The sequence below is a fragment of the Pseudomonas bananamidigenes genome, from assembly GCF_001679645.1.
Lineage (GTDB): Bacteria > Pseudomonadota > Gammaproteobacteria > Pseudomonadales > Pseudomonadaceae > Aquipseudomonas > Aquipseudomonas bananamidigenes.
In genome coordinates this window covers 51,754-66,822 of record NZ_LRUN01000040.1, presented here as the reverse complement: position 1 = coordinate 66,822, position 15,069 = coordinate 51,754, and the positions used below count along the sequence as shown (strand labels likewise).

General features: G+C 59.9%; 12 protein-coding genes. 11 read left to right on the top strand and 1 reads right to left on the bottom strand.

What is annotated here, in order from left to right; translation table 11 throughout:
* Positions 1-75: 75 nt before the first annotated feature.
* The 3 genes from acnD to prpD all read left to right on the top strand — a co-directional run bounded on the left by acnD (position 76) and on the right by prpD (position 5,710).
* Positions 76-2,670 (top strand): Fe/S-dependent 2-methylisocitrate dehydratase AcnD, encoded by a 2,595-nt coding sequence (acnD, locus tag BBF94_RS14860; RefSeq protein ID WP_065259745.1) that lies wholly within the window; start codon positions 76-78, stop codon positions 2,668-2,670.
* Between the two features lie 55 nt (positions 2,671-2,725).
* Positions 2,726-3,916: a 2-methylaconitate cis-trans isomerase PrpF gene (gene prpF, locus BBF94_RS14855; RefSeq protein ID WP_065259744.1), complete on the top strand. Its 1,191-nt coding sequence runs from the start codon at positions 2,726-2,728 to the stop codon at positions 3,914-3,916.
* A 309-nt stretch (positions 3,917-4,225) separates the two neighbouring features.
* Complete coding sequence (gene prpD / locus BBF94_RS14850) at positions 4,226-5,710, top strand: 2-methylcitrate dehydratase (RefSeq protein WP_065259743.1); 1,485 nt, start codon at positions 4,226-4,228, stop codon at positions 5,708-5,710.
* 133 nt (positions 5,711-5,843) lie between these two features.
* Here the strand turns inward: prpD and ppsR are convergent, their stop codons facing one another.
* The gene (gene ppsR, locus BBF94_RS14845) at positions 5,844-6,662 is read right to left on the bottom strand and encodes a posphoenolpyruvate synthetase regulatory kinase/phosphorylase PpsR (RefSeq protein WP_065259742.1); all 819 of its coding nucleotides are present in this window, start codon (positions 6,660-6,662) and stop codon (positions 5,844-5,846) included.
* A gap of 174 nt (positions 6,663-6,836) precedes the next feature.
* Between ppsR and ppsA the strand changes: the two genes are divergently transcribed.
* From ppsA to BBF94_RS14805, 8 genes are all read left to right on the top strand, one after another.
* The gene (gene ppsA / locus BBF94_RS14840) at positions 6,837-9,209 is read left to right on the top strand and encodes a phosphoenolpyruvate synthase (RefSeq protein WP_065259741.1); all 2,373 of its coding nucleotides are present in this window, start codon (positions 6,837-6,839) and stop codon (positions 9,207-9,209) included.
* 98 nt (positions 9,210-9,307) lie between these two features.
* The gene (locus tag BBF94_RS14835; protein ID WP_065259740.1) at positions 9,308-10,297 is read left to right on the top strand and encodes an alpha/beta fold hydrolase; all 990 of its coding nucleotides are present in this window, start codon (positions 9,308-9,310) and stop codon (positions 10,295-10,297) included.
* A 226-nt stretch (positions 10,298-10,523) separates the two neighbouring features.
* On the top strand, positions 10,524-11,015 hold the full coding sequence (rraA, locus tag BBF94_RS14830; protein WP_065259739.1) for a ribonuclease E activity regulator RraA: 492 nt from the start codon (positions 10,524-10,526) through the stop codon (positions 11,013-11,015).
* Positions 11,016-11,039: 24 nt separating this feature from the next.
* A complete protein-coding gene (locus BBF94_RS14825) occupies positions 11,040-12,035 on the top strand; it encodes a zinc transporter ZntB (protein WP_065259738.1) in 996 nt (331 codons plus the stop codon).
* 63 nt (positions 12,036-12,098) lie between these two features.
* Positions 12,099-12,347, top strand: coding sequence for a CrfX protein (locus BBF94_RS14820; RefSeq protein WP_065259737.1), 249 nt, complete (start codon positions 12,099-12,101; stop codon positions 12,345-12,347).
* 2 nt (positions 12,348-12,349) lie between these two features.
* Complete coding sequence (locus tag BBF94_RS14815; RefSeq protein WP_065259736.1) at positions 12,350-13,174, top strand: mechanosensitive ion channel family protein; 825 nt, start codon at positions 12,350-12,352, stop codon at positions 13,172-13,174.
* Positions 13,175-13,264: 90 nt separating this feature from the next.
* Complete coding sequence (gene sigX / locus BBF94_RS14810) at positions 13,265-13,849, top strand: RNA polymerase sigma factor SigX (protein ID WP_065259735.1); 585 nt, start codon at positions 13,265-13,267, stop codon at positions 13,847-13,849.
* A 107-nt stretch (positions 13,850-13,956) separates the two neighbouring features.
* Entirely contained in the window at positions 13,957-15,006 is a 1,050-nt protein-coding gene (locus BBF94_RS14805; RefSeq protein ID WP_065259734.1) for an OmpA family protein, read from the top strand.
* Positions 15,007-15,069: the final 63 nt, after the last annotated feature.

Sequence of the window (15,069 nt, the reverse complement as noted above, 5' to 3'; positions counted from 1 at the left end):
CACAAGGGGCTGTGTGAATCTTGAGACCCGTGCCAGCCCCACCTTTTTGTTATCACCGTGACCGAGTCCCGACCGATGAACACAGAATTTCGCAAGAACCTGCCCGGCACGCCGCTGGACTTTTTCGATGTCCGCGCAGCGGTCGAGGCGATCCAGCCCGGCAGCTACGACACCCTGCCGTACACCTCTCGCGTTTTGGCGGAAAACCTCGTGCGTCGCTGCGACCCGGCCACGCTCACCGATTCCCTGAAGCAACTGATCGAGCGCAAACGCGACCTCGACTTCCCGTGGTTTCCGGCCCGTGTGGTGTGCCACGACATTCTCGGCCAGACCGCGCTGGTGGATCTGGCCGGCCTGCGCGACGCGATTGCCCAACAGGGCGGCGACCCGGCGCAGGTCAACCCGGTGGTGCCGACGCAACTGATCGTCGACCACTCGCTGGCGGTCGAGGCGGGCGGTTTTGACAAGCAGGCGTTCGAGAAGAACCGTGCCATCGAGGACCGTCGCAACGAAGACCGTTTCCACTTCATCAACTGGACCAAAAAGGCGTTCAAGAACGTCGACGTGATCCCGCCGGGCAACGGCATCATGCACCAGATCAACCTGGAGAAAATGTCTCCGGTGATCCAGGTGCGCGACGGCGTGGCGTTCCCGGATACCTGTGTCGGCACCGACAGCCACACCCCGCACGTCGATGCGCTGGGCGTGATCGCCATCGGCGTCGGTGGCCTTGAAGCCGAGAGCGTGATGCTCGGCCGCGCTTCCTGGATGCGCCTGCCGGAAAGCGTCGGCGTCGAACTGACCGGCAAGCTGCAACCGGGCATCACCGCCACCGACATGGTGCTGGCGCTGACCGAATACTTGCGTAAAGAGAAAGTCGTGGGTGCGTGGCTGGAGTTCTTCGGCGAAGGTGCTTCGGCACTGACTCTTGGCGACCGCGCAACCATCTCCAACATGGCCCCGGAATACGGCGCCACGGCGGCGATGTTCTACATCGACCAGCAGACCATCGATTACCTGAAACTCACCGGTCGTGAAGACCAGCAAGTGCAGCTCGTCGAGCAGTACGCCAAACAGATCGGCCTGTGGGCCGACAGCCTGACAGGCGCGCAATACGAGCGCGGGCTGACCTTCGATCTGTCTTCGGTGGTGCGCAACATGGCCGGCCCGAGCAACCCGCACGCCCGTGTGGCGGTGGCGGATCTGGCGGCCAAAGGCATCTCCGGGAAGTGGGAAGAGGTGCCGGGGCAAATGCCCGACGGCGCGGTGATCATCGCGGCCATCACCAGTTGCACCAACACCAGCAACCCGCGCAACGTGATCGCTGCCGGCCTGCTGGCGCGCAATGCCAACCGGCTTGGGCTGACCCGCAAGCCGTGGGTCAAGTCGTCGCTGGCGCCGGGCTCGAAAACCGTGGCGCTGTATCTCGATGAGGCGGGGCTGACCCCGGAGCTGGAGCAACTCGGTTTCGGCGTCGTCGCCTTTGCCTGCACCACCTGCAACGGCATGTCCGGGGCGCTGGATCCGGTGATTCAACAAGAGATCATCGACCGCGACCTGTACGCCACCGCCGTGCTGTCCGGCAACCGCAACTTCGACGGACGGATTCACCCCTACGCCAAGCAGGCGTTCCTCGCTTCGCCGCCGCTGGTGGTGGCCTACGCGATTGCCGGCACCATCCGCTTCGACATCGAAAAGGACGTGCTGGGTGTAGTCGATGGCAAGGAGATCCGCCTGAAGGACATCTGGCCAAGCGACGAGGAAATCGACGCGGTGGTTAAATCCTCGGTCAAGCCCGAGCAGTTCCGTCAGGTCTACATTCCGATGTTCGCCATCCACGAAGACACCGGCCCGAAAGTCGCGCCGCTGTACGACTGGCGCGAAATGAGCACCTACATCCGCCGTCCGCCTTACTGGGAAGGTGCGTTGGCCGGGGCGCGCCCGCTCAAGGGCATGCGCCCGCTGGCGGTGCTGCCGGACAACATCACCACCGATCACCTGTCGCCGTCGAACGCAATCATGCCCGACAGTGCTGCCGGCGAATACCTGGCGAAAATGGGCCTGCCGGAAGAGGACTTCAACTCTTACGCGACCCACCGTGGCGACCACCTGACCGCCCAGCGCGCCACCTTTGCCAACCCGAAACTGTTCAACGAAATGGTCGTGGAAAACGGCAAGGTCAAGCAGGGCTCGCTGGCGCGTGTAGAGCCGGAAGGCCAAGTGATGCGCATGTGGGAAGCCATCGAAACCTACATGGAACGCAAGCAGCCGCTGATCATCATCGCCGGGGCCGACTATGGTCAGGGCTCGTCCCGGGACTGGGCGGCCAAAGGCGTGCGTCTGGCGGGTGTGGAAGCGATTGCCGCCGAAGGTTTCGAGCGCATTCACCGCACCAACCTGGTGGGCATGGGCGTGTTGCCGCTGGAGTTCAAGCCGGGCACCAACCGTAAAACACTGGGCATCGACGGCAGCGAAACCTACGACGTGATCGGCGAGCGCACGCCGCGCGCCGACCTGACGCTGGTGATCCATCGCAAGAACGGCGAACGCGTCGAAGTGCCGGTGACCTGCCGCCTCGACACCGCCGAAGAAGTGTCGATCTACGAGGCTGGTGGCGTGCTGCAACGCTTCGCCCAGGACTTCCTTGAAGAATCGGCGGTTGCCGTTTAAACCACGCAGTGTGGATGCGGGTCGGATGACCCGCATTCGCTGATTAAGGAGCACCATGGCTCACGCACCGCAAATCAAAATCCCCGCCACCTACATGCGCGGCGGCACCAGCAAAGGCGTATTTTTCAGCCTCAAGGATCTGCCGGAAGCCGCGCAGATTCCCGGCCCGGCCCGCGATGCGCTTTTGCTGCGGGTGATCGGCAGCCCCGACCCGTACGACAAACAGATCGACGGCATGGGCGGCGCCACGTCGAGTACCAGCAAAACCGTGATCCTGTCGAAAAGCATCAAGGCCGATCACGACGTCGATTACCTGTTCGGTCAGGTGTCCATCGACAAGCCGTTCGTGGACTGGAGCGGCAACTGCGGCAACCTGTCGGCGGCGGTCGGCTCCTTCGCCATCAGCAACGGCCTGGTGGACGCCAGCCGCATTCCGCACAACGGCGTGGCGGTGGTTCGCGTCTGGCAGGCCAACATCGGCAAGACTATCATCGCTCACGTGCCGATCACCAACGGCGAAGTCCAGGAAACCGGTGATTTCGAACTCGACGGCGTGACCTTCCCGGCTGCCGAAGTCCAGGTCGAATTCATGGACCCGGCGGCGGAAGAAGAGGGCGGCGGTGGTTCGATGTTCCCCACCGGCAACCTGATCGATGAACTGGAAGTGCCGGGTGTCGGTACATTCAAAGCCACCATGATCAACGCGGGCATTCCGACGATCTTCGTCAACGCCGAAGACATCGGCTACACCGGCACCGAACTGCAGAGCGCGATCAACAGCGATCCGAAAGCCTTGCAGATGTTCGAGACCATTCGCGCCTACGGTGCGTTGCGCATGGGGCTGATTTCCAACATCGACGAAGCGGCCAAACGTCAGCACACGCCGAAGGTTGCGTTTGTGGCCAAACCTGCGGATTACGTGGCGTCCAGTGGCAAGTCGATTGCTGCCTGGGATGTGGATCTGCTGGTGCGGGCATTGTCGATGGGCAAGTTGCACCACGCGATGATGGGCACGGCAGCGGTGGCGATTGGTACGGCAGCGGCCATCTCCGGCACGTTGGTGAATCTGGCCGCTGGTGGTGTCGAGCGTAACGCGGTGCGCTTCGGGCATCCGTCCGGCACGTTGCGCGTCGGGGCTGAGGCCAGCCTGGAAAACGGTGAGTGGGTTGTGAAGAAGGCGATCATGAGCCGTAGTGCGCGGGTGTTGATGGAAGGGTACGTCCGCGTGCCTGGAGATTCCTTCTGATCCGGAATCGATGCCCTCACCCCAGCCCTCTCCCGGAGGGAGAGGGGGCCGACCGAGGTGTCTGGCGTCAGATATCGACCTGAAAGATCTAGTCGATTATGGATTCACAGAAGGACTTTCAGGTCGGCGTAACGCTTGAATATCCCCCATCCGGTCCCCTCTCCCTCCGGGAGAGGGCTAGGGTGAGGGCAACAATCCAACTGACGAAACACCCCAAAGCAGACACCCACGATCTGCTCTAAACAAAAAACCAACCAGCCCCTGAGGAAGACCCCCACCACTCATCATTCCCCACCCAGGAGAACCGCAATGAGCGCCAACGTCGACCTGAACAACCGCCCCGACTACGACCGTGTCCTGCAGGACATCGCCGATTACGTCCTCACCTATAAAATCGAATCCTCCGAAGCCCTCGACACCGCCCGCAACTGTCTGATGGACACATTGGGCTGCGGCCTGCTGGCTCTGCGTTTCCCTGAATGCACCAAGCACCTTGGCCCTATCGTCGAAGGCACCGTCGTGCCGTTCGGTGCCCGGGTGCCAGGCACCTCCTATCGCCTCGACCCGGTAAAAGCCGCGTGGGACATCGGCTGCATCGTGCGCTGGCTGGATTACAACGACACCTGGCTCGCCGCCGAATGGGGGCATCCGTCGGACAACCTCGGTGGCATTCTCGCGGTGGCCGATCACCTGTCGCAAAAGCGTCTGGCCAATGGCGAGGCGCCGTTGACGGTGCGCGATGTGCTCGAAGCGATGATCATGGCCCACGAGATTCAAGGCGTGATCGCCCTGGAAAACTCCTTCAACCGGGTAGGTCTGGACCACGTCATTCTGGTGAAAGTGGCTTCCACAGCCGTTGTCGCCAGACTCATGGGGGCCAATCGCGAGCAATTGCTGTCGGCGTTGTCCCATGCGTTTGCCGATGGTCAGGCGTTGCGCACTTACCGACATGCGCCGAATGCCGGTTCGCGCAAATCCTGGGCGGCGGGGGATGCGTCCAGTCGCGGAGTACGTCTGGCGGATATCGCGATGCGCGGCGAGATGGGCATTCCCGGTGTGTTGACGGCGAAACAGTGGGGGTTTTATGACGTGCTGTTCAGCCACACCAACAACGATCTGGCGCTCAAGCCTGGAGGCAAACGCGCCTTCAGCTTTTCGCGGCCGTTTGGCAGTTACGTGATGGAAAACGTGCTGTTCAAGATCAGCTTCCCCGCCGAATTCCACGCGCAAACCGCCTGCGAAGCCGCCGTGACCCTGCACCCGCAGGTGCGTAATCGCCTGCATGAAATCGACCGCATCGTCATCACCACCCACGAATCGGCGATCCGCATCATTTCCAAGGTCGGCCCGTTGGCCAACGCCGCCGATCGCGATCACTGCCTCCAGTACATGACCGCCGTGCCGCTGGCGTTCGGCAATCTGGTGGCGGAGCAGTACGAGGATGAGTTTCACGCGGCCCATCCGATCATCGATGTGCTGCGGGAAAAAATGGTCATCGTCGAGGATCCGCGCTTCACCCGCGAATACCTCGAAGCCGACAAACGCTCGATTGCCAACGCGGTGCAGGTGTTTTTCAAGGACGGTTCCAGCACCGAAAACGTGGTGGTGGAATATCCGATCGGTCACCGCCGGCGCCGTTCCGAGGGTATCCCACTGCTGGAGGACAAGTTCAGGGCAAATCTGGCCACCCGGTTCACCGGGCAGCGCAGCGGGAAGATTCTGGCGGTGTGCAAGGATCAGGCGCGGCTTGAAGACACGCCGGTGAACCGGTTTGTCGATTTGTTTGTTATCTGAGGGACCGCGTTATCGTTCTTCGCGGGCAAGCCAGGCTCCCACAGGGTTTTGTGGCGGCTGCAATCTCTGCAAACGCCACAACACCTGTGGGAGCCTGGCTTGCCCGCGATGGCGTCAGATAGACACCACAGCGTTATTTGAAACGCCGCTCGACGCCTTTCTCCACCAGAATCTTCGCCGAAATCTCTTCCACGGAAAAATGTGTGGAGTTGATGTGCGGGATGTTCTCGCGGCGGAACAGGTTCTCCACCTCGCGCACTTCGAACTCGCACTGGGCGTAGCTTGAATAGCGGCTGTTGGGCTTGCGTTCGTTGCGGATCGCGGTAAGGCGGTCCGGGTCGATGGTCAGGCCGAACAGCTTGTGCTGGTGGGCGCGCAGGGCGGACGGCAGTTGCAGGCGCTCCATGTCGTCTTCGGTCAGCGGATAGTTGGCGGCGCGGATGCCGAACTGCATGGCCATGTACAGACACGTCGGCGTCTTACCACATCGCGACACCCCCACTAGTATCAGGTCGGCCTTGTCGTAATAGTGGGTGCGTGCGCCATCGTCGTTGTCGAGGGCGAAGTTCACCGCTTCGATCCGCTCCATGTAGTTGGAGTTGTGGCCGATTGAATGGGACTTGCCGACGGTGTAGGAAGAATGCTCGGTCAGTTCCTGTTCGAGAGGGGCGAGGAACGTCGAGAAGATGTCGATCATGAAACCATTGGAGGTTGCGAGAATCTCACGGATGTCCTGATTGACGATGGTGTCGAAGATGATCGGCCGGAAACCATCGGTTTCAGCGGCTTTGTTGATTTGTTGTACCATGGCCCGCGCTTTGTCCGCGTTGTCGATGTAAGGTCGCGTGAGCTTGGTGAAGGTAATGTTTTCGAACTGCGCCAGAAGGCTTTGACCCAGGGTTTCGGCCGTGATGCCGGTGCCATCGGAGATAAAGAAAGCAGATCGTTTCATTTGCACCCTGGGCCTTAAGCTAATGAGCATTTCTGGATATGATAGGCGCGATTTGTCGGCCGCCGATGGCCCGCATTCTCACTTATTTTCCAGGTCCAGGCCATACAACCGGCCGACGCTCCCCCGAGCCGCCGGTTTCTGAGCTTTTCCAACACAGTTAGTGGAGAGATCACCTTGGTAGAGTACGTAGTTTCCCTCGATAAGCTCGGCAAACACGATGTTGAGCATGTGGGGGGCAAGAACGCATCCCTGGGCGAGATGATCAGCAACCTGGCCGGTGCCGGTGTGTCGGTCCCCGGCGGTTTCGCCACCACCGCGCAGGCCTATCGCGACTTTCTCGAACTGAGCGGCCTCAACGAGCGGATCCACCAGGCGCTCGACGCCCTGGACGTCGACGATGTCAATGCCCTGGCCAAGACCGGCGCCCAGATCCGTCAATGGATCATGGAAGCCGAATTCCCTGAAAAACTGAACACCGAGATCCGCACCGCATTCGCTGCGCTGTCGGCCGGCAATCCTGACGTGGCCGTGGCCGTGCGTTCCTCCGCCACCGCCGAAGACCTCCCGGACGCTTCGTTCGCCGGTCAGCAGGAAACCTTCCTCAACATCCGCGGCGTCGACAACGTGATCCGCGCGGCCAAGGAAGTGTTCGCATCGCTGTTCAACGATCGCGCCATCTCCTACCGCGTCCACCAGGGCTTCGACCACAAACTGGTCGCCCTGTCCGCCGGCGTGCAGCGCATGGTGCGTTCGGAAACCGGCACCGCCGGCGTGATGTTCACCCTCGATACCGAATCCGGTTTCCGTGACGTGGTGTTCATCACCGGCGCCTACGGCCTGGGTGAAACCGTCGTACAGGGCGCGGTGAACCCGGACGAATTCTATGTCCACAAGGGCACGCTGGAGGCCGGTCGTCCGGCGATCCTGCGCCGCAACCTGGGCAGCAAGGCCATCAAGATGATCTACGGCGACGAGGCCAAGGCCGGTCGTTCCGTGAAGACCGTCGATGTCGACAAGGCCGACCGCGCACGTTTCTGCCTGACCGACGCCGAAGTCAGCGAGCTGGCCAAGCAGGCGATGATCATCGAGAAGCACTACGGCTGTCCGATGGACATCGAATGGGCCAAGGACGGTGACGACGGCAAGCTGTACATCGTGCAGGCCCGTCCGGAAACCGTGAAGAGCCGCACCCAGGCCAACGTCATGGAACGTTACCTGCTGAAGGAAACCGGCACCGTGCTGGTGGAAGGCCGTGCCATCGGTCAGCGCATCGGTGCCGGCAAGGTGCGGATCATTCGCGACGTATCGGAAATGGACAAGGTCCAGCCGGGCGACGTGCTGGTCTCCGACATGACCGATCCGGACTGGGAGCCGGTGATGAAGCGTGCCAGCGCCATCGTCACCAACCGAGGCGGCCGTACCTGCCACGCGGCGATCATCGCCCGTGAGCTGGGTATCCCGGCTGTCGTGGGTTGCGGCAACGCCACCCAGCTGCTGAAGGATGGTCAGGGCGTGACCGTGTCCTGCGCCGAAGGCGACACCGGTTACATCTTTGAAGGCGAGCTGGGCTTCGACGTCAAGAAGAACTCCGTGGACGCCATGCCGGAGCTGCCGTTCAAGATCATGATGAACGTCGGCAACCCTGACCGCGCCTTCGACTTCGCGCAACTGCCGAACGCCGGTGTGGGCCTGGCTCGTCTGGAATTCATCATCAACCGCATGATCGGCGTTCACCCGAAAGCGCTGTTGAATTACGACGGTCTGCCGCAGGACATCAAGGAAAGCGTTGACAAGCGCATTGCCGGTTACGACGATCCGGTCGGTTTCTATGTCGAGAAACTGGTCGAAGGCATCAGCACCCTGGCGGCTGCATTCGCTCCGAAGAAGGTCATCGTGCGTCTGTCGGACTTCAAGTCCAACGAATACGCCAACCTGATCGGCGGCAAGCTGTACGAGCCGGAAGAAGAAAACCCGATGCTGGGCTTCCGCGGCGCTTCGCGTTACATCAGCGAATCGTTCCGTGACTGCTTCGAGCTCGAGTGCCGTGCACTGAAACGCGTGCGCAACGAGATGGGCCTGACCAACGTCGAAATCATGGTGCCGTTCGTACGGACCCTGGGCGAAGCGAGCCAGGTGGTCGATCTGCTGGCCGAAAACGGCTTGAAGCGCGGCGACAATGGCCTGCGCGTGATCATGATGTGCGAACTGCCGTCCAACGCGATCCTGGCCGAAGAGTTCCTCGAATTCTTCGACGGTTTCTCGATCGGTTCCAACGACCTGACCCAACTGACACTGGGTCTTGACCGTGACTCCGGAATCATCGCGCATCTGTTCGACGAGCGTAATCCGGCGGTCAAGAAGCTGCTGGCCAATGCGATTGCCGCGTGCAACAAGGCCGGCAAGTACATCGGCATCTGCGGGCAGGGCCCTTCGGACCATCCGGACCTGGCCAAATGGCTGATGGAGCAGGGCATCGAAAGCGTGTCGCTGAACCCGGACACCGTGCTGGAAACCTGGTTCTTCCTGGCTGAAGGTCAGGCGGAATAAGCCGTGAATGAAGCCTCGGCCCGTTGAACCGGGTCGGGGCTTTAAGATTGAAACAGGGCGGGCTCTCCGGATGCCGCCCTTTTTTGTGCAAGAGCATCATGCAAAGCAGCAGCAACCTTTTTCCTGTCGCTCTGATCAGCGCTGAACGCCGCGGTGATCTGAGCGAAGACATCTACCGTTTGAAGCCGGGCAACAGCCCTGACGGGTCCGTGGAAATCGCGGTGACCCGTCTCGGCATGGCTGATGAGCCGGCGTCACGCGGTGTACCGGTGATTTTGCTGCATGGCAGCTTCTCCAACCGGCGCTTCTGGTTTTCCCCAAAAGGCCTGGGGTTGGGCGCTTATCTGACACGTCTGGGGTTTGATGTGTGGATCCCGGAAATGCGCGGCCACGGCATGTCCCGGCGTAACGAAGACTATCGCCGCAACCGTGTTGCCGACTACGCCCGTTACGACCTGCCGGCCATTGCCGCGTTCGTGCGTGAACAGAGCGGGCAGGTTCCGCACTGGATCGGCCATTCGTTGGGCGGCATTACGCTCGCGGCAGCGCTGGGCGGCGAATACCTTGGCGAACCGGCCGTGGCATCGGCAGCTTTTTTCGGCACCCAGGTCAGCCGCACGTATTGGCCGTTGAAAATACCGCCGGTGGAGTGGAGCGGACGCTTCATTCTCAAACGATTTGCCCAGCTGTCCGGCTCGCGGCTCAAGCGTGGTCCGGAGGACGAACCGATCGGCCTGGCGCTGGAAAGCATGCGCTGGTACGGCCTGTTCGGGCGTTTTGGCGACAAGGACAAGGATTGGTGGGCGGGGCTTGCCGATGTTCAGGTGCCCGTACTGGCCGTAACGGCGGCCGGGGATCATCAGGATCCGGCCTGGGCCTGCCGCAAACTGTTCGAGCAGATCGGCTCCGAGCACAAGCAATTCATCAACTTGGGGCGCGAACAGGGCTTCGGCGAAAACTTCGGTCATGTCGAGATGCTGGTGAGCAAGGCCGCCCAGACCGAAGTCTGGCCGCTGGTGGCGCGCTGGTTGACTGACCAGCACACGCCGTTACTCGGCGAAAAGGTGGATCTGGCGGCAGCGGGATGAGCGCAAGGCTCTGAAAAGGGCATTTCGTTCGAACCGGGTTGCGGCTAAGATATGACGCATTGGACGGTTCCGGTCACATTTGGTGACTGTTTCGCTATTACGTTTCAGCTTGTGTTCAGGTTCGCTCAGCGACCATTGGTTGAACCAAGGTAAACAGCGGCCGCCGGATCTCGTTTCCAAAGAATGCGACATCCATGATCGTCTTCCTTGTTACAGGAGTTATTCGATGAACCATTACCTCACGCCTGACCTGTGCGATGCCTATCCGGAGCTGGTGCAGGTGCTGGAACCGATGTTCAGCAATTTCGGCGGCCGTGATTCCTTCGGCGGCGAGATCGTGACCATCAAATGCTTCGAAGACAACTCGCTGGTCAAGGAGCAGGTCGAACTCAAGGGCAACGGCAAGGTGCTGGTGGTCGATGGCGGCGGATCCCTGCGGCGTGCGCTGCTGGGCGACATGCTGGCTGAGAAGGCCTCGAAAAACGGTTGGGAAGGGCTGGTGATCTACGGTTGCATCCGTGACGTGGATGTCATCGCCCAGACCGATCTCGGCGTGCAGGCACTGGCCAGCCACCCGATGAAGACCGACAAGCGCGGTATCGGCGACCTCAACGTGCCGGTGACTTTCGCGGGTGTCACCTTTCATCCGGGCCAATACATTTATGCGGACAACAACGGCGTGATCATCTCGCCGAGCCCGCTGAAAATGCCTGAATAAATCGCGGCAACTACCGGGGTGAGGATGTTCGAGGAAGAAAACGCGCAATGGGGGCTGGTGCATGCCCTGGTGCTGGACGGTAAAGGCGGTGCGCGTTCGATAGCCCGGACTGAACTCGACGACTTGCAGCTGCAGGCCCATGAAAGCCTGTGGCTGCACTGGGATCGCAGTCATCCGCAGACCCAGACCTGGCTGCGCAAATCCAGCGGGCTCAACGAATTTACCTGCGATCTGCTGCTGGAAGAGAATACCCGTCCACGGCTGTTGCCGCTGCCTGACTCCGAATTGCTGCTGTTTTTGCGCGGGGTCAACCTCAATCCCGGTGCCGAGCCTGAAGATATGGTTTCGGTACGGATTTTCGCTTCGGCCCAGCGTGTGATTTCCCTGCGTCTGCGCCCATTGCGCGCCACCGATGAATTGCTGGCGATGCTGGGGGAGGGCAAGGGCCCGAAAACTTCGTCCGAACTCATTCTTTATCTGGCGCAATACCTCACCAACAAGGTGCAGGATCTGGTCACTTGCCTGTCGGAAGTGGTCGATGAAGAGGAAGAAAAGCTGGATGCCGACGAACGGTATACCCCCGAACACGGAGCGGTTTTGCACATCCGTCGCCGGGCGGCCGGACTGAAGCGTTTTCTTGCACCGCAGCGGGAAATTTTCGGACAGCTGACACGGATAAAACTGCCATGGTTCGTCGATGACGACGCGGACTACTGGAACGAATTGAACAACAGCCTGACCCGCTATCTCGAAGAGCTCGAATTGACCCGGGAGCGCGTGGGGCTTGTGCTGGACACCGAAGACCGGCGTTTGAGCGTGCGCATGAATCGCACCATGTATCGCTTCGGGATCATCACCGGGATCTTCCTGCCGATGAGTTTTCTCACCGGCCTGCTGGGGATCAATGTCGGTGGAATTCCGCTTTCCGGAAACCCTTACGGCTTTCTGGTGGCGTGCCTGCTGATGGTTCTGGTGGCGCTCGGACAATGGTGGTTGTTCCGCCGATTGCGCTGGGTTTGACGATGGGCCATGTGACCCGACCAAATTTGCCCGCGTCTTCCACAGACATCACGAGAGGTGCGTATGCACGATCCGTTTGAACAGTCTTTGCGCGACATGCTCAACGCCTCGCCGTCCGGCCGTGACGACGATGCCTGCCTGGGCCGCGTACTCAAAACCGCCAACCGCCAGGTCGGCGCCGGTGATCTGTTCAGCCTGCTGGGCCGCTGGCTGCCCGCGCTGATGATCGCCCTGAACAACGGCTCGGCTCATGTCGCGCCGGTTTCCCGTCTCCGTAAACCTAACGCTCGCACTGCTGATAAGGCTGATTGAATATGGAACTTGATCTCTGGACTCAGAGCCTCGTCACGGCAATGACTGCGTTGTGGACCAAAGTCGCTAATTTCATCCCGAACCTGTTCGGCGCACTGGTGGTGCTGCTGTTGGGCTTCGTCGTGGCCAAGCTGCTGGATACCTTGCTGTCGAAGCTGCTCGCCAAACTCGGCCTCGACCGCCTGATGGGCGGCACCGGCCTGACCAAGCTGATGTCCCGTGCGGGACTGCAGGTACCGATCTCGACGTTGATCGGAAAAATCGTCTATTGGTTCGTTCTGCTGATTTTCCTGGTTTCCGCAGCAGAATCTCTTGGACTTGAGCGTGTATCAGCTACGCTGGACATGTTGGCGCTGTATGTGCCGAAGGTTTTTGGCGCTGCACTGGTGCTGCTGGTGGGGGTTTTGCTGGCGCAACTGGCCAACGGTCTGGTGCGCGGTGCGGCAGAAGGCGTCGGACTGGACTACGCTTCAGGACTTGGGCGTATTGCCCAGGGGCTGGTGATCATCATCAGCATCTCGGTCGCGATCAGTCAGCTCGAGGTCAAGACCGACCTGCTGAACCATGTGATTGTCATCGTATTGATTACCGTTGGTCTGGCGGTTGCGCTGGCCATGGGTTTGGGAAGCCGGGAAATTGCCGGTCAGATTCTTGCGGGAATCTATGTGCGTGAGTTGTATCAGGTTGGGCAACAAGTGCGTGTTGGCGAGGTCGAAGGCCAGATCGAAGAGATCGGCACGGTTAAAACCACATTGCTGACCGATGAGGGTGAGCTAGTCTCTCTCTCCAATCGGATCCTGCTGGAACAGCATGTGAGTAGCCGCTAATCCGGCAAACCCTGCTAATGTATGCCGCCGCAAAATGCCAGCTGAGGCTGGCTGCGGTGGACATTGACCTGACTGTCGGCACGACTTGTTTTGAATAAAGCCCAAACCACGCGCTACGACCCCCGCGAGCTCTCTGACGAGGAGTTGGTCGCGCGCTCGCATACCGAGCTGTTTCACGTGACGCGCGCCTATGAAGAATTGATGCGGCGTTACCAGCGGACATTATTTAACGTCTGTGCACGATATCTTGGGAACGATCGCGATGCAGACGATGTCTGTCAGGAAGTGATGCTGAAGGTGCTGTACGGCTTGAAGAACTTCGAGGGGAAATCGAAGTTCAAGACATGGCTCTACAGCATCACGTACAACGAATGCATCACGCAGTATCGGAAGGAACGGCGAAAGCGTCGCTTGATGGACGCACTGAGTCTTGACCCCCTCGAGGAAGCGTCCGAAGAAAAGGCGCCGAAACCCGAGGAGAAGGGCGGACTCGATCGCTGGCTGGTGTATGTGAACCCGATCGACCGGGAAATTCTGGTGCTACGTTTTGTCGCAGAGCTGGAATTCCAGGAGATCGCAGACATCATGCACATGGGCTTGAGTGCGACAAAAATGCGGTACAAACGCGCTCTTGATAAATTGCGTGAGAAATTTGCAGGCATTGCTGAAACTTAGTTCGGCGCAAATATCTCTTACGTGTAGGCAAGTTCTGATAGACTTGCCGCCGAGTTGTCCCCCGGTTTGCGGGACTGCTTCACAATCACCAGATGGGGATTTAACGGATGAAACTGAAAAACACCTTGGGCTTGGCCATTGGTTCTTTGATTGCCGCTACTTCGTTCGGCGCACTGGCACAAGGCCAAGGCGCAGTTGAGGGCGAGCTGTTCTACCAGAAGAAGTACAACGACAGCGTTAACCACGTTGAAGACGGTCACAACCCTGGCGCCCGTATCGGTTACTTCATTACCGACGACGTAGAAGTCGGTCTGGGCTACGATAAAGGCAACTACACCCGTTCGAACGACGGTACCGGTAGCCAGAAAATCAAGAGCGACAACTTCAAGTTGTTCTCCCAGTACCACTTCAACAACCCAGGCGACATGCTGCGTCCATACGTTGAAGGCAGCGTTGGTCACAAGAGCATGACCAACGTCATCGCTGACGGCCACAGCGGTCGTGACCAGTCGACCTTCGTTGGTATCGGCGCTGGCGCCAAGCTGTACTTCACTGACAACTTCTACGCCCGTGCCGGTGTTGAAGCTGACTACAAGCTGGACAACGGTCGTTGGGACTACGCTCCTACCGTTGGTCTGGGTGTGAACTTCGGTGGCGGCGGCAAGCCAGCTGCTGCTCCAGTTCCAGCTCCGGCTGAAGTCTGCTCCGACAGCGACAACGACGGCGTTTGCGACAACGTTGACAAGTGCCCGAACACTCCAGCCAACGTAACTGTTGACGCTGATGGCTGCCCAGCCGTTGCTGAAGTTGTTCGTGTAGAGCTGGACGTGAAGTTCGACTTCGACAAGTCGGTCGTCAAGCCAAACAGCTACGCTGACATCAAGAACCTGGCTGACTTCATGAAGCAGTACCCATCGACTCACACCACTGTTGAAGGTCACACTGACTCCGTCGGTCCTGACGCTTACAACCAGAAACTGTCCGAGCGTCGTGCAAACGCCGTTAAACAAGTTCTGGTTAACCAGTACGGTGTTGAATCGTCCCGCGTTCAGTCGATTGGCTACGGCGAAACCCGTCCAGTTGCTGACAACAAAACCGAAGCTGGCCGCGCCGTTAACCGTCGCGTAGAAGCTCAGGTTGAAGCTCAAGCTAAGTAATTAGCTCGCTGCTTTGAGAAAAGCCCGGCTTATGCCGGGCTTTTCTTTGTCTGCGATTTGGTC